Raw genomic sequence first — 20,764 nt, 5'->3', positions numbered from 1 at the left:
AACGGTCCAGCAGTTCATCCCAGGAATAGTCAGAGTAGGCGGTACACACCACCACTTGCAGGCGCGGGTCCTCCTGCCACAAGTGTTCGATGGTCTGCGCGCCGTCCCAGCCGTCAGGCATGCGCATGTCGACGAAGGCCATGGCATAGGGCTGCTTGTCCTGTAAGGCCTGGTTAAGTTTGCCCAGCCCCTCCCGGCCGCCATACGCCGAATCCAGCTCGAACAGGACACTGGCAGATTTTGCTTCTGCGCCGAACAGCGCGGCCTCCATCACATCCAGTTCGACGTGCCGGGCCGGCGTGGGCGTGAGGATCTTGCGAAAATCCTCGTGAATGGATGGGGAATCGTCGATCAGCAAAATGCGTCGGTTGGAAAGCTCGCTCATGCTTGCTCCATGACGGTTTTCAACGGGATCTGCAACGTGAACTGCGCCCCCTTGCCCGGCCCGTCGCTGTGGGCGGTGAGGTGGCCATTCATCTCGATGGCGGCCAGGGCGCAGCTGTGCAGGCCAAAGCCGTGGCCTTCCTTGCGGGTGGTAAAACCGTGGGCAAAGATGCGCGTCATGTTTTCCTCGGCGATACCTTCGCCGTCGTCCTTGACGCTGATTTGCAGGGTCGTGTCGTCGACGATCTTGACCCCGAGGGTCATTTGTCGCGGACGGTTGCTGAGGCCGGACATGGCGTATTTGGCGTTGCTGATCAGGTTGATCAAAATCAGCAGCAAGCGGTGCTTGTCGCCCATGAACAGCGGCACCTCGCCGTACTCCTTGATCACCCTGACGTGATGACGGGTGAGTGCCCCGGAGTTCATGCGCAGGGCGTCCTCCAGCAGTTCGCTGATGTGCAGCGGTTCCAGCAGGCTGTTGGCGCCCGCGTAGGATTGCTGAGTGGCCACAATGTCCTTGATGTGGTCGACGCTTTTGCTCAGTTGGGCGAGTTCGTCGGTCATGCCCTGTTGTTCCAGGGCAATGGCCTCCACCAGTTGATTGAGGTAGCCGGGCAGCAACTTGCCTTTCTGGTCCTGAGTCAGAAAGGCACCGAGGTCATCGGGATGCTCGTTGATCAACTGCATGGCCTTGCGCAGGCCCTGCGCCTTGCTCGCGCGCAGTTTGCGGCTCACCAGGTCGGCCGAGATGTTGACGCTGTTGAGCACGTTGCCGACGTTGTGCAGCACATTGGTGGCGATCTCGGCCATGCCCGCCTGGCGCGCGGAGTCGAGCAGTTCGCTCTGTGTATCCCTGAGTTCACGGGTGCGCTCTTCAACGCGTAGCTCAAGGTCGTCATTGGCGGTGTGCAGGGCTTTATTGACGCGATTGATCACCGTGAAACTGCGCATCAGGTGAATGGCCAGATACACCAGCAACAGCACCAACAACGTTGAAAACACCAGCATATAAAAGTGATAGCGCTGGTCGACCGCGACGACTTGCTGCTGGTCGGTGTTCAGCAGTCGGGTTATGTCGTCCAGGCGTTCGGCCACGGGGATGGCCTCGATGTTTTCCAGCAAGCGATTCACCACCGGTTGTTCACGCAGGATCAACGCGATGTGGTTGCTCAGCACATCGATCGGCGCGTGGAACGGCTCCGGCAATCGCTGCTTGTTCACCCCGAGTTTGTTCAGGCCCAACAGGATATCGGCCGCCCTGTCGTCAGAAGTGAGCTGTGAAAATTCCAGACTGCTGAGCAACAAATCGTAGGTGTCGGTGGCGATATTTTGCAACTGCAGTTTGTCGCCATCCACCAACTGGGCCAATTGCTGCTGGATGTCGTCTTCGACATTTGGCAGGTAGGCCAGGGAGTTGCGCAGCACCGCGTTGTGCGACTTGAACTGTTCCACCAACCGGGTCTTTTCCTGGATGGCTGTCAGGTACGCTTCATGGCTGTCTTGCCAGACGGGTGACTCGTTGCGGCCGTGGTGCGATTCGAGGCGGGTGAACCGCTCCCACAGCTGCGTTATCTCCGTCTGGGGCGTGACCAGCGAATCGTAGTTGTATTGGGCGGCGATCCGGGCCTTGAGGATCTCGGTTTCCCATTGCGCGTTCAACTGTTTGATGCGCCCGATCAGGTCTCGGGATTCGGTATAGCTGGTTGTCTGGTTCGAGTTGGACTTGAGGTACAGGAACAGCAGCGTCGAGGCCAGCATCAGGGCCACGACACTCAGCAGCGCAAGGCTGCGGCGGCGGGACATTTTCATAACGGTTTGCCTTCCCATTCACCGGTCAGGGTCTTGAGGAATTTGACGATCAGGGTCTTGTCCTCGTCCGTCGGGACACGCCCGAGCTGGAACTTGAACATCACGTCCACCGCGTCTTCCAGGGTGTTGGCCGAGCCGTCGTGAAAGTACGGCGCGGTCACGGCGACGTTGCGCAAGCTCGGAACCTTGAACACATAGCGATCCTCTTCATCCTTGGTCACCAGGTAACGTCCAAGGTCCGATTCGGTCGGGTGGCCCCTGGCCTGGAAGTAGTCGCCTATCACACCGAACTTCTGGTACATGTTGCCGCCGATGTTCACCCCCTGATGGCAGGCGATGCAGCCGTACTCCTTGAAGCGTTGATAACCGTACTTTTCGTCGGTCGTGAGAATCTCGGTGTTGCCTTGCAGGTATTGGTCGAAACGCGAGTTGGCGCTGATCAGCGTGCGTTCATAGCTCGCGAGGGCGTTTTGCACGTTGCTCATGGTCACGCCGTCCGGGTAGGCGTGGCCGAATGAGGTCTGATAAGCCGGATCGGCAGACAGCGTCTGCACCACATGTTCCCAGTTGCTGCCCATCTCGCCGGGGCTCTGTACCACTTCGTGGACCTGGTTTTCCAGGGTGTCGGAGCGACCGTTCCAGAATTGCCGGAAGTTCAGACTGGCGTTGAACACGCTGGGGGTGTTGACCGTCACCGGGAGGCCGGCGAAGCCGATGGAAAACGCCTTGTTGTCGGCGCCACCGTTTTCCAGTCGATGACAACTGGCGCAGGACAGGCTGCCGTTGACCGACAAGCGGGGTTCGTTGAACAACTGGCGACCGAGTTCGACCCGCTGCGGATCTAGCGGTGGCACCGCCGGCAGCGGTTTGAGCGGTTCATCCAGCGGCGCGCCGACGGCGTTCAGACAAAGCCCGATCAGCGGCACCAGGAGCAGGCGGTGGAAGGAGAGCGACATCGGGTGATTCCTTGGCTGACGGCCTGAGTATCGTTGCGTATCGTTCACGAGACGGTGGGTGGTGGCGGGTTTAACGACCTCAGATACTGGACGAAGGCACTCGGCTCCACGGCTTTGCTGAAGTAGTAACCCTGGCCTTCCTCGCATTGATGCGCCTTTAGGAAGTCCAATTGCTCAAGGGTCTCCACCCCTTCGGCGATGATGGTCAGGTTGAGGCTGCGGCCCATACTGATGATGGTGCTGACGAGGGCGGCGTCATTGCTGTCGTTGCTCAAACCACGAATGAACGACTGATCGATCTTCAGCACATCGATGGGAAACCGGCGCAGGTAACTCAGGCTGGAGTAACCCGTGCCGAAGTCATCGATGGCCAGCCGCACCCCCAATGCCTTGAGCCGATTCAGGGAGGTGACGGTGGCATCGATGTTTTGCATTAACACGCCTTCGGTGATTTCCAGCTCCAGCAAGGCGGGCTCCAGACCGGTTTGTTCGAGGGTCTGTTCGATACCGTCGACAAAGTCCCGTTGACGGAAATCGATGGCCGACATATTCACCGACATGCAGATTTTCGGCAGCCCGTCTGCCTGCCAGGCACAGGCTTGTCGGCAGGCCTCGGCGAGCACCCATTTGCTCAACGGCACGATCAACCCGCTGTCTTCGGCCACACCGATGAACTCCGACGGGTAGACCAGGCCGACGCCCGGTTTTTGCCAACGGATCAAGGCCTCGGCACCCACCACCTGGCCGCTGACCAGGTCCAGTTTGGGTTGGTAATGCAGGACAAATTCCTTCCTTTCCAGCCCCAGGCGAATGCCCGTTTCAATGCTTTGCTGATCCCGTGCGCGCTGGTTCATTTCGTCGATGAAAAAACTGAAATCGTTCGGGCCGATTTCCTTGATGTTGCGCATCGCGGTTTCGGCTTTCTTGATCAGTGCGATGGCATCGAAACCGTCTTCGGGGTAAATGCTGATGCCCAGGCTGGCGGTCACGCTCAGATCGTGGCCGGCGATGTGCTGGGGCGTACGGATGGCATTCAAGAGCTTTTCAGCGATGCCCTTGGTCTGCTGCGGATGGCGGATGTCGGCGAGGATCACCACGAATTCGTCGGAACCGTAGCGAAACACCGAATCGGACTCGCGCACCGTGGCCACCAGGTTTCTCCCGACCCGTTTGAGGATTTCGTCACCGGCCGGATGGCCCAGGGCATTGTTGATGCGCTTGAAGCGATCGAGCCCCAGAAACATCACCGCCAGCTGTTTGTCATGGCGTCGGGACAGGGCCAGTGACTGGTTCAACCGGTCACCGAGCAAGGTGCTGTTGGGCAGTTCGGTCAATACGTCGTACTGCAACAGGTGCGACACCTTGAGCAATTCGTGAACCCGGGCCTCGATGGTTTGCTCCAGGCTCAGCACCTTCATCGCCTCGTCCTGCGTCATCTGCCACTTCCAGGTCAAGGCGCTGGCCATCTGGCGGATTTCCAGACTGTCGAAGGGCTTTTTCAGCACCAGCAACTGATCGCCGAACTCCAGCCGCTCGGCCATGGCCTCCCACGAGTAATCCGAATACGCCGTGCACAGCGCAATTTGCAGGTGCGGGTCGGCCTTCCACAGTTGTTCGATGGTTTCCAGCCCATCCCAGCCCGGCGGCATGCGCATGTCGGTGAACACCAGGGCGTAGGGGCGTCCTTCGGCCAGTGCGAGCTTGACCAGTTCGAGGGCTTCCTGACCCTGATAGGCCGAGTCGAGCTGGAACGTCAGCCTGTCCGGTTGTTGCGTGCCGAACAGGGCTTCTTCAGTGCCGGCCAGGGTCTGTTCATCTTCGGTCTCGGGGCCGAGGATCTTGCGAAAATCATCATGAATCGAAGGCGTGTCGTCGACGATCAGAACGCGCCGGTTGGTCCGCACGAAAGGCGCTTTCATCCTTTGTCCTCCGTGGACCGTTGCGGGTTGTCCCGGATCGGCCCGATGTCGTGGCTCGGCGGTACGATGCTGCCGGCCTTCAGCAACTCGACGGCCTGCTGGCTGCTGACGGCTTTGCTGAAGTAGTAACCCTGCGCGTTCATGGGTGAGCCGGTGGCCATCAGCGAACTGCGTTGTTCCTGGGTTTCGATGCCTTCGGCGATGATGCCGATGCCGACATCCCGGGCGAAGTTGATGATGGCGCGCAGGGTGTTGGCGCTGGCCGGGTCGCGGGCGGCGGTGTCGATGAAGGCCTGAGCGAGTTTCAGGTGATTGACCTGGTAGGTCTTGAGGTAGTCGAACGATGAATATTCGGTGCCGAAGTCGTCGATGGCGATCTTCACCCCCAGTTCACGCAAGCGCGGCAGCACATCGTTGTGGGTCCATTTGGTCTGGGCCAGCGTCGCTTCGGTGACGTCGAAACGCAGGTCCCAGGCGCAGAGCTCCCAGCGTGCGGTGGTGCGCAGCACGTCATAGATCAGTTCCGGACCACTCTTGAGCTGAGCCAACGACAGCTTGATCGCAATCACCGGTGGCGCGACGCCTTCATCACGCCACTGGCGCATTTGCCGGCAGGCTCGATCCAGGACCCAATGACCGAGGGCGATGATCGTGCCGGTCTTTTCGGCGGCCGGGAGGAACGCCGGGGCTTCCAGCAAACCACGTTCGGGGTGGTTCCAGCTCACCACCACCTCCATGCCGAGGATTTTACCGGTCGCCAGGTCCACTTCCGGCCAGTAATGCAGTTCAAGTTCTTCGTGTTCGATGGCCGCTCTCAAGTCGCTGGCGATGGCCATACGTTCGACCACCTCCTGATTGATCTCCTCGGAGTGGAAGTGGTACTGGTTGCGGCCCTTTTCCTTGGAGCGATAAAGCGCCATGTCCGCCTGGGTCAACAGGCCGTCGGCGCTAGTGCTGGCCGGGCTGTAACTGCTGATGCCGATGCTGACGGAGACCCGCACATCGTTGCCGGCCAGGGAGTAGGGCAGCACCAGTGCATCGCGGACCTTGGTGGCCAGGGCTGCGGAGTGGGTCGGGTCGCTGACGTCCAGTTGCAATATCGCAAACTCGTCGCCACCGAGGCGGGCGACCACATCGTTTTCGCGCACACAGGCCTTGATCCGCCGGGAGACTTCCTGCAGCAACGAGTCCCCTACCGGGTGACCGAGGGTGTCGTTGATGCGTTTGAAGTGGTCCAGGTCCAGGTAAAACATGGCGAACGGTGACGCGCCCCGACGCGCAGCAGCGAAAGCCTGGTGAAGTCGCTCGATCAGTGTCGCGCGGTTGGCCAGCCCGGTCAGCCCGTCGGTGCGCGCCAGCAGGGCGATTTTCTCCTCGGCCAGCTTGCGCTCGGTGACGTCGATGATGATGCCTTCGACTTCCAGCAGGCGGCCTTCATCGTCGCGCACCGGGATATAGCGGTTTTCGACCCAGCGCCAGGCTCCGTCTGCGGTGCGCATCCGAAATTCGATGGAAGCACCTGCCGCATGGCGGTCCAGCACCCGGGCCATGGCAGTGTCGACCTTGGATTGATCGTCGGGATGAATGAGCTCCTGGGCCCAGTTGGCCGACGCCACGAGGTTTGCCGCGATGTGACCGTATTTGGTGATGTTGTGCGAGATATACATCAGCGGAAACGATGGCTCGCCCCGCAGCCGATACAGTATGGTCGGGCTGTTCTGCACAATAATGTTGGCATCGGACAGCTCCCGGGTGCGTTCCTCGACCGCTTGTTCCAGCAGTGACATTTTCAGCGCCGCGTCTTCGGTCATTTGCCACTTGGCGGTCAGCGTGCTGGCCATCTGACGGATTTCGATGGCATCGAAGGGCTTCTTTAGAATCAGCAGGCGATCGCCCAGTTCCAGGCGCTCGTCGATGTCTTCCCAGGAATAGTCGGAATAGGCCGTGCAGAGAGCCACTTGCAGTTTGGGATCGACCTGCCACAGCCGTTCGATGGTCTCCAGGCCGTCCCAGCCCGGTGGCATGCGCATGTCGATGAAGGCCATCGCGTAGGGCAGGTCGTTGGCCAGCGCCGTCTCGACCTTGTCCAGGGCTTCGAGGCCCTGAAACGCCGAGTCGAGCACAAAGCTTTGCAACGATATCGCCGCAGCCGTGCCGAACAGGGCGTGTTCAGCGCTGGTCAGGCTGTCGTCACAGAACGATGGCGGGCTGAGGATCTTGATGAAGTCCTCATGGATCGAAGTCGTGTCGTCGACGATAAGAATCCGGCGGTTGGCCCGCGCCAGCAGCGTATTCATCGACATGCGTGGGAGTCGAGAATGGTTTTGTGCGGTGTTTTCATTGGGCATCCTTTCCCTGATCACCTGGCCGAACGGGTACAGATAATGGATCCGAGTGAACTGAGCATAGTCGTCTGACCACGACTTCGTGGGGCTGGCTGAGACGAATCATTTCGTTGAGGGACGAGAAATCATCTAGCCTGTAGGTCAGGTTCGGGCAATAGGGGATGTTTGCCCGGCGCTTTTCACGTTGCTGTACCGTTTCACTTGAGGTCATGCCATGGAAGAGCAAACCCACACACCGTTGATCGAAAAACCCAAGGTGCTGCTGGTCGATGATGAGGAGTCGATCCTCAACAGCCTGCGCCGCCTGTTACGTGGCCAGTCCTACGACGTGCTGCTGGCCACCAGTGGTGCCCAGGCGCTGGAAATCATGGCGCAACAACCCATCGACCTGGTGATGAGCGACGCACGCATGCCCAACATGGACGGCGCCACGCTGCTGGCGCATATCCACCAGCACCACCCTCAAACCACCCGCATCCTGCTCACCGGTTACGCCGATCTGCCGACGATTGTCAAAGCGATCAATGAAGGGCAGATCCACCGCTATATCAGCAAACCCTGGAACGACGAGGAAATGCTCCTGACTTTGCGCCAGGCCTTGGCTCATCAGCATTCCGAGCGCGAACGCCAACGCCTGTTGCAGTTGACGCGGCAGCAGAACGACCAGCTGAAATCGCTCAATACCACCCTGGAAAAACACGTCGCGGCCCGCACCGCTGAGCTCCAGCAGACCGCCGACATGCTCGACCTGGCCTACGAAGAACTCAAGCGCAGCTACGTCACCGGCACCGAGGTGTTCTCGTTGCTGGCCAACTTGCGTCTGCCGCCGGCCAAGCAGACCAACCGCCAGATCATCGAACTGGTGCGGGTGTACTGCAAACTGCATGGCCTGGATGAAGGCACCAGCCGCGACTTGAGCATGGCCGCGGCGCTCTACAACATCGGCAAGTTGAGCTGGACCGACAGCATGATGACTGCGCCTTCGGACCTGCTGCACCACAACGATCGCGAGCGCTATCGCAGTTATCCAAAGCAGAGCGAATCGCTGTTGATGACGCTCGATCCAATGAAGGATGCCGCCCGTCTGATACTTCACCATCAGGAGCGCTGGGACGGCAGCGGTTTTCCCGACAAGCTCAAAGGCGAGGCGATCCCGCTCGGGTCGCGGCTGTTGAAACTGGCGGTGGATTTCATCGAATTGCAGCGCGGGCTGATCCTGGAGCGCCAGATGAACAGCGGTGAAGCGCTGGTCTATATCCGCAGCTACGCCGGTCGACTTTACGACCCCGGGCTGGTGGAGGATTTCATTCAGGTCTGCGCCGCGTACTTGAGCGATGTCTCCCTGGCCGACCCGACGGTCAAGGTGCTGACCACACGAGAATTGGCGGCGGGGATGATCCTGGCGCGTAACCTCAACGCCGACAATGGCATGCTGCTGCTCAACGCCGGTAAGGTGCTGAACGGCCCCCTGGTGGAAAAGCTGATCGCCTTCGAAGCCATGGAAGGCGCGAAATACAGCATTTTCGTAAAAGTCCCGGAAGAAGACGCTGGCGCGATTCTCGAAGCAGGTTAGGTTCTCAGGTTCATCGCCAGCAAGCTCGCTCCTGCAAGGGGCGGGCGGTGCTTTGAACGGGTTTTTCGGCGTGACGACGCACCGATACTCATGTGATCCTTGGCCCCTTTGCATTCAAGGCCATTGCTGATCCATGACCCTTCCATCTACTGATTCGCCACGCATCATCCGCATCGCCGCCGCCCTGTTGATCGGCCCCGACGGCCGTACATTGCTGGTGCGCAAGCGCGGCACCCAAGCCTTCATGCAACCGGGCGGCAAGATCGAAGCCCATGAGCAACCGGTTCACGCCCTGGCCCGCGAGCTGGAAGAAGAGCTGGGATTGATCATCGACCCCGCGCACGTCAGCTACCTTGGGCAATTCTCGGCACCGGCGGCCAATGAGCCGGGTTTTGTCGTACAGGCCGAGCTGTTTTTGCTGACCATCGATGTCGACGTCACCCCGGCTGCCGAGATCGAAGAAGTGATCTGGATCGACCCGGCCACCGACGGCGGTGTCACGCTGGCACCCTTGACACGGGACCTGATCCTGCCGTTTTATCGAGCATCGCTGACTGAGCCTGCCTGATCATTTCCGGACGAAGGATTGCCCATGATCCCGCTTCAAGACCTGCTGATTTTCGCCGCCGCCGCGTTGCTGATGGTGCTGACGCCGGGGCCGAACATGATCTACCTGATCTCCCGTTCGATCTGTCAGGGGCGCAAGGCCGGCGTGACATCTTTGCTGGGCGTGGTCGCGGGCTTCTTCGTGCATTTGTTCGCTGCGGCGGCCGGTTTGACCGCGGTGTTCCTGGCGGTGCCAATGGCCTATGAGGTGTTGAAATGGGCGGGGGCGTTGTACTTGCTGTGGCTGGCCTGGCAGGCGGTCAAACCCGGTGCCCGGTCGCCATTCGAAGCGCAGCAGTTGCCGCCGGACTCGTCGCGCAAACTGATCACCATGGGTTTTCTCACCAGCGCGCTGAACCCGAAGATTGCGGTGTTTTACCTGTCGGTGTTTCCGCAGTTCATCAACCCCGAACACGGCTCGGTGTTCAGCCAAAGCATCATTCTGGGCCTGACCCAGATCAGCGTCAGCTTCTGCGTCAACCTGCTGATCGCATTGTTCGCGGCGGGCATCGCCTCGTGGTTCGTCAGGAACCCGACCTGGCTGGCGGTGCAGCGTTATGTCATGGGTTTTGTGTTGGCGGCGCTGGCGGTGCGGCTGATGCTTGAGCAACGCAGGACGGCTTGATCATGTGGATTGAGCGGCTGGACGCCAGTCATGCGCTGCCTTACCGGGAACTGATGCTCGAAGCCTATGACCGGCATCCGCAGGCGTTTACGTCGAGTGTGCGCGAACGTGCCGCCATGCCGTTGAGCTGGTGGGAGGGGCGGTTGACCAGCAAGCTGGATGTGGTGTTCGGCGCATTCGAGGAGGGCAGGTTGGTTGGCATCGTCGGTCTCGCCTTCGAACCTCGGGAAAAGGCCCGGCACAAGGCGACCCTGTTTGGCATGTACGTGTCCGGCACGGTTCGTCAGCGCGGGTTGGGGTATCAGTTGGTGCAGGCAGCGTTGGCCGAGGCGCAGCAGCATCCGGCGCTGAAGGTGATTCAGCTGACCGTCACCGCCGGTAATGACGCGGCGTTCAACCTGTACCAGCGCTGCGGCTTCATCCAGTTCGGCCTGGAACCGCTGGCGGTGCGGGTGGGCGAGGACTACTTCGACAAGATCCACATGTGGCGTGAGATCTCTGCGGAACCTGAAGTGTAAACGCTACTGTGGCGAGGGGGCTTGCCCCCGTTGGGCTGCGAAGCAGCCCTAAAACCATCCACCGATTTCCTCAAGTAAACCGCATTCCCCAGATTTACGACTGCTGCGCAGCCGAACGGGGGCAAGCCCCCTCGCCACAGTAAATGGGGGCTGTCAGAAAAATTGATCAGCGAACAGCGCTAACACCATCCAGTGTCGAGAACGACGTATCCTTCGCCGTCAGCAAGAAATCACGCATGTACGGCGCATCCAGCATGTCCGCGCGGATCCCCGCGTACAACGTCGCAAACAATCCCTTCTCGCCCAGCCGCTTGGCCTTCACATAACCCCGTGAGCTGTATTCATGCAGCGCCCAATGCGGCATGCCGCACACGCCGCGACCGCTGGCCACCAGTTGCATCATCATCACCGTCAGTTCCGAAGTGCGGACCTGTGCCGGTTCGATGTCGGCCGGTTCGAGGAAACGGGTGAAGATGTCCAGTCGATCACGTTCCACCGGATAAGTGATCAAGGTTTCCGTGAGCAAGTCTTCGGGGACGATATACGCCTTGTTCGCCAGACGGTGCTGGTTGGCCACCGCCAACATGGCTTCATAGGTGAACAACGGCACGTAGGTGATCCCGGCGATGTCCAGCGGATCGGAAGTCACCACCAGGTCCAGATCGCCACGGGCCAGCGCCGGCAGCGGGGCAAAGGAGAAGCCCGACGCCAGGTCCAGTTCGACTTCCGGCCACGCATCGCGGAACTGGTCGATGGTCGGCATCAGCCACTGGAAGCAGCTGTGGCACTCGATCGCCATGTGCAGCCGTCCGGCCGTGCCGCCCGCCAATCGCGCGATGTCACGCTCGGCGCCACGCAGCAGCGGTAGGGTGGCGTCGGCCAGTTGCAGCAGGCGCAGGCCGGCACTGGTGAAGCGCACCGGTTTGGTCTTGCGCACGAACAGCGGCATGCCCATGCGCTCCTCCAGTTCCTTGAACTGGTGGGACAGGGCCGATTGCGTCAGGTGCAAACGGTCAGCGGCATCGACCAGGCTGTCGGCTTCGCGCAAGGCGTGCAGGGTCTTGAGGTGGCGGATTTCAAGCACCGGATGGCTCCATGAGGAAAACTTGTGATCAACACGAAAAGGTTGAGTTTGTCTCATGTTGGCTTGGCTGTCGACAATAGCGCCATCTTTTACAGGAGCAATTCACCATGGCGCTGGCCCACACCCTCGGTTTCCCACGCATCGGCGCTGACCGCGAACTGAAAAAAGCCCTCGAATCCTACTGGAAGGGCGACCTCGATCAGGACGCGCTGAACCGTGTCGGTCGGCAACTGCGCGCCACCCACTGGCAATTGCAGAAAGACGCCGGCATCGACCTGTTGCCGGTCGGCGACTTCGCCTGGTACGACCAGGTGCTGACCCATTCCCTGACCTTCGGCGTGATCCCCGAGCGTTTCGACAGCGCCAGGGATGCCAGCGGCCAGTCGACCCTCGACACCCTGTTCGCCATGGCCCGAGGCGCCACCGCGAGCTGCTGCGACGGCGACCACGGCACCGCGCAATACGCCCAGGAACTGACCAAGTGGTTCGACACCAACTACCACTACCTGGTCCCGGAATTCAGCGCTGACCAGCAATTCAAGCTGAGTTGGGAGCAACTGTTCGATGAAGTCGACGAAGCCAAGGCCCTCGGTCACAACGTCAAACCGGTGATCATCGGCCCTTTGACTTACCTGTGGCTGGGCAAGGGCAAATCCAAGGGCGGTGGCAACGACTTCGACAAACTCGACCTGCTGGAACGTCTGCTGCCGGTGTACAACGAAATCCTCGGGCGCCTCGCCGCGCAAGGCGTGGAATGGGTGCAGATCGACGAACCGATCCTGACCCTCGACCTGCCGCAAGCGTGGAAAAATGCGTTCGAACGCGCTTATCACATCCTTCAGTATTCGCCGCTGAAAAAACTGGTGGCGACCTACTTCAGCGGCCTGGAAGACAACCTTGGCCTGGCCGTCGGCCTGCCGGTGCAAGGCCTGCACATCGACGCCGTGCGTGCGCCGGATCAACTGGGCCAGGTGCTCGATCGTCTGCCGACCTACAAGATTCTCTCGGTCGGGCTGGTCAACGGTCGCAACGTCTGGCGCTGTGAACTGGAGCAAGTGTTGGCGCAACTGCAACCGGCCCAGGAACGTTTTGGCGACAACCTGTGGGTCAGCAGTTCTTGCTCGCTGCTGCACAGCCCGGTGGACCTGGAGCGCGAAGACAAACTCGACCCGGAGCTGAAAAGCTGGCTGGCGTTTGCCGTGCAGAAGTGTGGCGAAATCGCCGTGCTGCGCGACGCCCTCAACGATCCGCAATCGCCCAACGTACGCGCCGCGCTGGCCGAAAGCCGAGCGATTCAGGTCAGTCGCGCCGAGTCGCCGCGTATCCATAAAGCCGCCGTGCAGGCGCGCATCAACGCCATCGGCGCAGCGGACAGCCAACGCCATTCGCCGTTTGCCCAACGCATCGAACAGCAGCGCGCTCGCCTGAAATTACCGGCATTCCCGACCACCACCATCGGTTCGTTCCCACAGACCGGTTCGATCCGTCTGGCGCGTCAGGCGTTCAAGCAAGGCAAGCTGTCGGCCAACGATTACACCGACGCCATGCACAGCGAAATCCGCCATGCCGTTGAAATACAGGAACGCCTTGGGCTGGACGTGCTGGTGCACGGTGAAGCCGAACGCAACGACATGGTCGAATACTTCGCCGAGCAACTCGACGGCTACCTGTTCACCCGTTTCGGCTGGGTGCAGAGCTACGGCTCGCGCTGTGTGAAACCGGCGATCATCTACGGCGACCTCAGCCGCCCGAAGGCCATGACCGTCGTCTGGATCACTTATGCACAGGGCCTGACCGACAAGGTCATGAAAGGCATGCTCACCGGTCCCGTGACCATGCTGATGTGGTCGTTTCCCCGTGAAGACGTGTCGCGCAAAATCCAGGCGCAGCAGTTGGCGCTGGCCCTGCGTGACGAAGTGGTGGACCTGGAAAACGCCGGCATCAAAATCGTCCAGATCGATGAAGCAGCGTTCCGCGAAGGCTTGCCGTTGCGCCAGGCGCAGTGGCAGGAATACCTAGATTGGGCGGTACACGCCTTCCGCTTGAGTGCCAGCGGTGTACGGGATGAAACCCAGATCCACACCCACATGTGCTACAGCGAATTCAACGACGTGATCAAGGCCATCGCAGACATGGATGCCGACGTGATCACCCTCGAAACCTCGCGTTCGGACATGGAGTTGCTGGAAGCGTTCGAAGCCTTTGACTACCCGAACGACATCGGCCCGGGCGTCTACGACATCCACTCGCCACGGGTACCGGACACCGCGGAAATGGTCAAGTTGATGAGCAAAGCCGTAAAGCGGATTCCGGCCGAGCGCCTGTGGGTGAACCCCGATTGTGGATTGAAAACCCGGGCGTGGCCGGAGACAGAGGCGGCGTTGGTCAATATGGTGGCGGCGGCGCGACAACTGCGCAGCCAGTTGGCCTAAAAAAAGCCCAAAACGGGAGCGGCCAAACCGCTCCCGTTTTGCGCTCTACAGCGGCTCGAAGTGCTTTAGCGCGACTGATCTTTTGCCGATATCGGCGTAGGGAAGGGCCGCGTTGTCGGCGTGGGTCAGATACCGGTGCTCGGGCAGTTTCAAGTGGGCTTTCTCGAATTCGGCGAATGCCGGTGCGGGCTTGCCGTAGTGGAAGTGGGCGTACCACAGCACCTTGGGCGGCGTGGCCGTCAGGTCCCACACTTGGTACTCCTGCAGGTAATCGATCCGTCCGCCAGGGCGTTTGCCGAGATTTTTCATCGGCGCCGTTTTACGGATCTGCACCGCGTTTTGGCTGACCAGGTCGTCGAGCATGCCATCGGTAGGTTTTTGCGTTCGTATCGACTGGAGGGTACGCATTTGACGCCCGGTAGCCGTGAGTTCAGTGGCCTTGTCGCGCAGTTGCTCAATGAGGGGATTGTGCGGGGCAAGTTCTTCGATAGTGAGGGCGCGACGGTTCAGCTCGCTGGCCTCGCTGACCATCACGTGCTCCAGATCGACCCCAAGCATGTCCTGAGCCGCATAGGCTTGAACCCTGGCCTTGTAGGTTTCCTGGGATCGCAGACGGTTATTGGCATCTTCGACCAAGGCCTGAAGGTTTCTTTGTGGCGCTCCAGACGTCTGTGTCTGCGGGTTCAGCAGGCGAGACTTGCCGTTGGCGCCCAGTTCCCAGATTTCCTCGTATCCGCCCCGACCTGTCACCGTGTATCGGTGCGTCTGGGTAGTCGACTCCCAATGCTCCACCCCGATCAGCAAATGATCATCTTCGGTGGTGAAAACTTTTTTACTGCGTTGCCCGCCGGGGGAAGGAGGGGCCGGCTGATCGATGGCCCTGCGCGCTCGTTCGGCCATTTTCTCGATACCCTCCAGCAGTGGGGCGACGGCGTCCAGATGGAAGTGCTGCGGATAGCTCGCGGTCCAGGCATTCATGTCGCGGCGAAACTGCCCATACAGATCCAGGCACTCCTGCAATATCTGGTTGCGCTGGGCTCTGGTGGCGGTGACTTCCGGCAGGCTGTATTGGGTGAACAACGCGCGATCGACTTTGGCCCGCAGATTCTCCGCCTGTCCTTGCAGATAGAACCAGGAGATATCCGGGGTGGTGTCAAAGCGTTTGACGATTTCCAGCAGGTGGCCGGTTCTCAAGTAGAGCAGGTTGGTCTCGCTGAGCCGCTTGTTCAACATCATGACTTCGCCGGTCAGTTGTGCCTTGTGGCTGCTGACCGTTATGCGTTCGTACCACAGGTTGAGATTGCGCATACCTGCATCGACTTGATCCAGCTCGCGTACAAAATCCACACGTAACTTGCGGATGTCTCGCAGCATCTGGAAACGCTCACTGAGCGCGTCGTCCGGCAGTTCATCAAGGTGCTCGACAAGCGCGTCGATGCTGTCGATCAGCGGGTTTGTCCGACGGTTGGCAAAGTACACCCGTTGTTTGTACCGGTCAGCGATCAACAAGGCGTCATGGCTCTGCATGTCCCGCAGCACGCGTTTTTTGTTGCCGTGAGTGAGGGGCGAAAGTTCAACCAGCGTCTGGTAGCGCCTGCCGGCCAGTTCGATGTCGCCGATACACGCGGCTTCTATCGCGGGCATCAGCGTCGGGCGATGAGCTTCGGTACTGGCGTTGTACTCTTCGATCAGGGCATTGGTCCGCGGGACTTGGGTGTCGAGTTTCGGGGCGAAGTCATCGGCGGCTTCGGTCAATTGGTGATGGCGGCGAAAGGCATGATCGGCCCACCAGCGTGGCAGGCGTGCGCGAATGGCCGCCGGCCAGAGCGGGTCCAGCCCGTCCGCCAGGTGCCCGAGCACCCCACCGCCGCCCAGTCCGCCACCCTCAAAGGTCACTCCGTAGACACCGAAGTAAGTGTCCCAACGGCCCGCCTCATCAAGGCCGATGGGTTGTTTATAGGTTTTTTGATGAGTGCCGGTCAGTCGCCAGTTACGTGAATCCGTACTGCGTTCAACCTGGAAGATGCGCCCCTGGCGCACGATAAAGTCGCCGTCTGCGTGCCGGTAAATGTTGCGGTAGATCCCGTGGGTGGCCGGTTGCAAGCCGGCAAGAGAGATCGGCTTTTGGTAATCGTAACCGGCGAAGCGATTGAAGCCATGCCGCGCCTGGCGCCTTGACTTCCCTTGCAGCGCCCCCGCGCTTTTGCCCAATGCGTTGAGTTGACGAAGCCGGGTCAGTGAACGTGCGCCCTTGGCTGACCGGGATCCTGCGGACGCGCCAGGAAGTAGGTCCATGGCGGCATCGATCAGTGACAGCACCGCCGATTCAATCTCCGTCAGGCCGTCGCCTGCCTCACCACGCAACAGGGCCGCGACGGCTTGGTTGGCGCTGTGCCAGGCATCGTAGAGAGCAATGCCCGCGCCGACAAAGGGCACCATGCCCAAGGCCATTTTCATGTAGTTGAACGCCCTCGGACCGCTGAGCGCGTAGCGTTCCAGGTACAAGGCATTGTTGGAGCGGGAGGTTGCGCGATGCGCTTCGATCAGTCGCCCCATGTGCGCATTGAGCAAATGGGCCGACAGTGAGGTGGTTTTCGGCCAGGGCAGGCCAATCCCGATCATCGCGTTGAAATGCTTGAGCACGGCCTGGTTGATGCGGCTTTCATGAGCTCTCACTGTGCCATGCAAGGCGCGTCCTGCCAGGTAACTGACCATCTCGCTGCGCAGGCACGCATTGAACAAGGCCCGGCGAGCCGTCTCAAGATTGTCGTAGCGACGCAGGCACTGGCCGTCGGGGCTGTCCGGCAGATACAGCAGGGTTGTCCCGCTGACTTGCTCTTGAATGAACGTCACCCCCGACAACGTGGTGGGGCCCTCGTTCGGCGTGTCCTTGCCACCGGCGCTCAGGTACGCCGGCAGGAGCACAATGCGCTTGCTTTCAACGTTCCAGGCCTGCGGGGTGTCGGCATCAATGGCGATGTTCAAAATCTGCCATTCGTGTTGATTGATCAGCTTTTGCAGGCGTGCGCAGGTCCCCTGCAATTGCAGCATCAGGCGCCAGGGCTCGATCAGGCATTCACGCCGGTACTCTTTCACGAAAGCGGTCTCGCTGGCCGAGCCCATGAAGGCGTCGCGAATCAGGTTTTCGTAGGCTTGGGACAAGTCCAGCTCGGGCAGCGTCTTGCGCAACCAAGGCTGGGTGATACCCCTTGCCAACGCCTGGCGTTCGGTTTCATCCGTCGCCGTGACTTCAAGTCGCATAAATCCCAATCGCAGTGACAGGGGTTCCAGCTGCATCGAGGGCGTAGGGTCGACGTTGAGCTGGACAAGTTCTTCGAGTGACATTTTGCTGCGGCTTGCACTGGGCACTGCGACGAGTTTCTGCGGGGTTCCAGGGGCCGCGCCATCGGATAATTGTTTTTGCAGCGTCACCGAGTCGGGCAGATCCAATTGCACGACAAAATGCCCATTGAGCGAGAAGTCTTTGCGCAGACGGGCTTGCACCTGCTGGCGGGTGAAATCGTCACGGGAGGGAAGGGCGATCTCCAGCTGTTCATGACTACGGCGCATTGCCAGAATGTAGCCCTGGAACAAACCCTTGAGCTCAACGCGTTCGGCGCCCGATAACCTGGCCAGCCAGCTGGGCAGCAAAGAAAAAAGGGTCGCGCTACGGCTTTGTTCCAGCAGGTGCGAGAAGGCCAGGCTCCTGGCGGCCGGCACCGGGACTTGCAAGGCGGCCAGCGTTTTTTTGCGCAGCTTTTCCAGTTCATCTGCACGCTGCCGGGCCTGGGCTGCATCAGGAAACTGTTGGCGTATGTGCGCTGCTTGTTCTTCGAAATGGCTCGTTTGTTTATTGAGGCTGTACTGCAGCGGATCGGTCTCGATTTTGCTCATTCTCAAGGCCAGAACCGTGTCCCCGTCCTGAATCCTGAACACCTGCCGTTCCAGTTCTGCGCAATTGGCGAACCGTTGCAAACCGCCGCCGGCGCCGGGCCAGTACAGCAACAGACTGTGCGTCGATGGGGCATCGAGCGGCGCTCGGGAGATGACGAAAGGGCCGATGAGTGCTTCGGTTTTGACGCCGGTGTTTGCCTCAGTCATCGACAGCGTCACGCTGGCGACGGTAATGGCCGCGTCACGATCGGCCGCGAGCGGCGAGTCCAACACCGCTTCAACCAGGCTGAATTCATCGCTGTCGAGCTGTTTGAGCGCCAGTTGAAGCTGGGCCTCGGCACGCAGGCCATCCTTGTGCGCCTGATAGAGCGCACTGAACTCGCGATTGATGGTCACGAAGTCGAGGGTGCGCGCCCTGTAAAGCAGGGCGGACGCGGCCGTATCGGCGACTTGCTCTGCCGTCTCCAGCGTCTTCAATGCCTCTTTGAATGTTTGTTGACGATCGCTTTCGAGTTCATCGCCCAGCAGCGTCTCGAGTGCATCGCGCTGCCGGTTCAGCGAGGCCTGGCGCTGGGGCCAGGGGATATCGGCAAACAGACTGTCGAACAGCGACTGTTCATCCTCCCCAACAGGGTTGTCTGGCAGCAGGGTTTCAAGGTCTGGAGGTAAAGCGAAAACGATGGCGTTCGCGTACTGCGGGCGTAACAGCTGCTCAGTGATGCCGACCGTCAGAGGCTGATCTTTCGCGGCGTATTCAAACCGCACGTCATCATCGGGCAGGCCCTGCGGGACGAGAGATTGTTCAGACAACCAGTCTTCCATGTCACTGCGCTGGTTGAAGACCTGAACGGGAACAGCCCGGCTCGGCAAATACAGCCACTGCGTGACGGGTTGGCGTTCGCCCACGCTGATGACCCAGGCCGCCGGGAGTTTCAGCGTGCCGCTGTCGCTCAGTATCAGGGTCAACTGCTCGATGTGGAGGGGTTGATCGTTCAGGCGCAGACCGGAATCGGGAGGGGAAGGGATCAACAATAGCGTCTGCAACTGCTCTGCCGTCAGGGTTCTGCGCGCGAAGGCCACTTGAGCGCAGGCCTCGAAATGGCTGCGGTACAACTGAGCCGCCCGCTCGCGTCGCGACACCGGCGTACCGGGTGCCCGGGCGTCCCAATAGGCCGTCCAGCGTTGGTTGAGCGAGGGGTCAGTGAGTCGGGTTCGCAACGGCGCGGCGGTGAACATCGCTTGCAGGCCCTGGCTGCTGTCGCGCCAGCGTGCCGTAGCGCTGAGTAACAGGCTTTCATCGGGGTTGTTCTTCAGGGGCGGATGGGTCGCCATCGTGATTGGCGGGGAGACAGGCAGGGGACTGAACGCGCTTTCTTTCATGGCAACGTGGCTCTGTGCAGGGAGCGGCGTATCCGCTCTTGAAGCGCTGCATTAAAAGAAATCTGCCACGGTCCATGGCACTACATAGTTATCGCATCGACCATTGGGCGAGATTCACGAAACTGTCACGCAACTGTGGCAGCGCGCTTGAACAAACTTCATCAGACTCGCGCTCTACTGGGGTTCTGCGTTTCGGTGTTTTTCATGCGTGCACGATTTTTATCAACAGCGGCCTTTCTGGCCGCGTTGTTGTTTGGCCTACCGTCCTTTGCGGCGTCTCGTTGTGATATCAACGTTCCAACCGAACACGTCGATCTGGCGCAGGTGAGCCTGGCGTACCAGAGCATCGGCCGTGCGTCGGACCCTGCCTTGTTGCTGGTGATGGGCCTGGGCGGGCAGTTGATTCACTGGCCGGACGAGGTGGTGGTGGCGCTGTGTCAGCAGGGTTTCCGGGTGATTCGTTACGACAATCGTGATGTCGGCCTGTCCACCTGGCGGCAAACCCCGGCCGAGGCCAACCTGACGTTCGAAGCCTTGCGCTACAAACTCGGCTTGCCGGTGTCGGCGCCGTACACCCTGACCGACATGGCCGACGATGCGTTGGGCCTGATGGACGCCTTGCACGTCGAGCAATTCCACGTATTGGGCGCGAGCATGGGCGGGATGATTGCCCAGCACATGGCGGCGATGGCGCCGCAGCGGGTGGAAAGCCTGACGCTGATCATGACCAGTTCCGGGGCCGAAGGCTTGCCGGCGCCAAGTGCGGCGCTGGTGCAATTGCTGTCGCGTCGTGGCGCGCCGAATCGCGAAGTGGCGCTGGAACAACAGGCGGATTTGTTGGCAGCCTTGGGCAGCCCATCGGTGACGGATGATCGGCAGGCGTTGCTGCATCAAGCGGCGCAGTCCTACGACCGGGCGTTCAACCCCGAAGGCGTGAAGCGCCAGATCATGGCGATCCTCGCCGAGCGCAGTCGTGTGGATTTGCTCAACCAGTTACGCGTGCCGACGCTGGTGGTGCACGGCACGGCCGATCCGTTGTTGCCGGTGATGCATGGTGTGCATCTGGCGGCGCACATTCGTGGCAGTCAGTTGGTGCTGATCCCGGGCTTGGCGCATCGCTTCCAGGAAGCGTTCAAGGCACCGTTGCTGTCGGCAGTGCTGCCGTACTTGCAGGCCCATCGCGAAGACACTTCGCATTGGGCGCAGATCGATCCGGTGCCGTCCCCGAATCTTCTGTAA

General features: G+C 60.4%; 12 protein-coding genes. 6 read left to right on the top strand and 6 right to left on the bottom strand.

Going from position 1 to position 20,764, the window contains the following annotated elements:
- Positions 1–381: 381 nt before the first annotated feature.
- The 4 genes from BK660_RS21385 to BK660_RS21370 are packed head-to-tail and all read right to left on the bottom strand — an operon-like array spanning position 382 to position 7,371.
- On the bottom strand, positions 382–2,193 hold the full coding sequence (locus BK660_RS21385) for a DAHL domain-containing protein (RefSeq protein WP_123434978.1): 1,812 nt from the start codon (positions 2,191–2,193) through the stop codon (positions 382–384).
- Positions 2,190–3,149, bottom strand: a complete 960-nt coding sequence (locus tag BK660_RS21380) for a cytochrome-c peroxidase (protein ID WP_123434977.1) — start codon at positions 3,147–3,149, stop codon at positions 2,190–2,192. Before BK660_RS21380 ends, BK660_RS21385 begins: the two co-directional genes overlap by 4 nt.
- Before the next feature lie 44 nt (positions 3,150–3,193).
- Entirely contained in the window at positions 3,194–5,068 is a 1,875-nt protein-coding gene (locus tag BK660_RS21375; protein ID WP_123434976.1) for a putative bifunctional diguanylate cyclase/phosphodiesterase, read from the bottom strand.
- A complete protein-coding gene (locus tag BK660_RS21370) occupies positions 5,065–7,371 on the bottom strand; it encodes an EAL domain-containing protein (protein ID WP_123434975.1) in 2,307 nt (768 codons plus the stop codon). The genes BK660_RS21375 and BK660_RS21370 overlap by 4 nt, the downstream gene beginning before the upstream one ends.
- A gap of 256 nt (positions 7,372–7,627) precedes the next feature.
- Here BK660_RS21370 and nosR point away from each other — a divergent pair, with 256 nt between their 5' ends.
- The 4 genes from nosR (at position 7,628) to BK660_RS21350 (ending at position 10,735) form a co-directional block, all read left to right on the top strand.
- Positions 7,628–8,986 (top strand): response regulator c-di-GMP phosphodiesterase, NosR family, encoded by a 1,359-nt coding sequence (gene nosR, locus BK660_RS21365; RefSeq protein WP_123434974.1) that lies wholly within the window; start codon positions 7,628–7,630, stop codon positions 8,984–8,986.
- 133 nt (positions 8,987–9,119) lie between these two features.
- Positions 9,120–9,554 (top strand): NUDIX hydrolase, encoded by a 435-nt coding sequence (locus tag BK660_RS21360; RefSeq protein ID WP_123434973.1) that lies wholly within the window; start codon positions 9,120–9,122, stop codon positions 9,552–9,554.
- Positions 9,555–9,578: 24 nt separating this feature from the next.
- Positions 9,579–10,217 (top strand): LysE family translocator, encoded by a 639-nt coding sequence (locus BK660_RS21355; RefSeq protein WP_123434972.1) that lies wholly within the window; start codon positions 9,579–9,581, stop codon positions 10,215–10,217.
- A gap of 2 nt (positions 10,218–10,219) precedes the next feature.
- Positions 10,220–10,735 carry a GNAT family N-acetyltransferase gene (locus tag BK660_RS21350; RefSeq protein WP_123434971.1) on the top strand — a complete coding sequence of 172 codons (516 nt, stop codon included), beginning with the start codon at positions 10,220–10,222 and terminating at the stop codon, positions 10,733–10,735.
- 166 nt (positions 10,736–10,901) lie between these two features.
- On the opposite strand, the gene metR is transcribed toward BK660_RS21350, so the two are convergent.
- The gene (metR, locus tag BK660_RS21340; protein ID WP_123434969.1) at positions 10,902–11,819 is read right to left on the bottom strand and encodes a transcriptional regulator MetR; all 918 of its coding nucleotides are present in this window, start codon (positions 11,817–11,819) and stop codon (positions 10,902–10,904) included.
- Positions 11,820–11,926: 107 nt separating this feature from the next.
- Between metR and metE the strand changes: the two genes are divergently transcribed.
- Positions 11,927–14,251, top strand: a complete 2,325-nt coding sequence (gene metE, locus BK660_RS21335; protein WP_123434968.1) for a 5-methyltetrahydropteroyltriglutamate--homocysteine S-methyltransferase — start codon at positions 11,927–11,929, stop codon at positions 14,249–14,251.
- A gap of 45 nt (positions 14,252–14,296) precedes the next feature.
- On the opposite strand, the gene BK660_RS21330 is transcribed toward metE, so the two are convergent.
- Complete coding sequence (locus tag BK660_RS21330) at positions 14,297–19,525, bottom strand: dermonecrotic toxin domain-containing protein (RefSeq protein WP_123434967.1); 5,229 nt, start codon at positions 19,523–19,525, stop codon at positions 14,297–14,299.
- A gap of 204 nt (positions 19,526–19,729) precedes the next feature.
- On the opposite strand from BK660_RS21330, the gene BK660_RS21325 reads away from it, so the two are divergent.
- Positions 19,730–20,764 carry an alpha/beta fold hydrolase gene (locus tag BK660_RS21325; RefSeq protein ID WP_123434966.1) on the top strand — a complete coding sequence of 345 codons (1,035 nt, stop codon included), beginning with the start codon at positions 19,730–19,732 and terminating at the stop codon, positions 20,762–20,764.

Source organism: Pseudomonas brassicacearum (genome assembly GCF_003732265.1).
In the GTDB taxonomy this organism is placed as follows: domain Bacteria; phylum Pseudomonadota; class Gammaproteobacteria; order Pseudomonadales; family Pseudomonadaceae; genus Aquipseudomonas; species Aquipseudomonas brassicacearum_D.
Note: the sequence above shows the minus strand (reverse complement) of the source record. Positions and strands in the feature narration are given on the sequence as shown.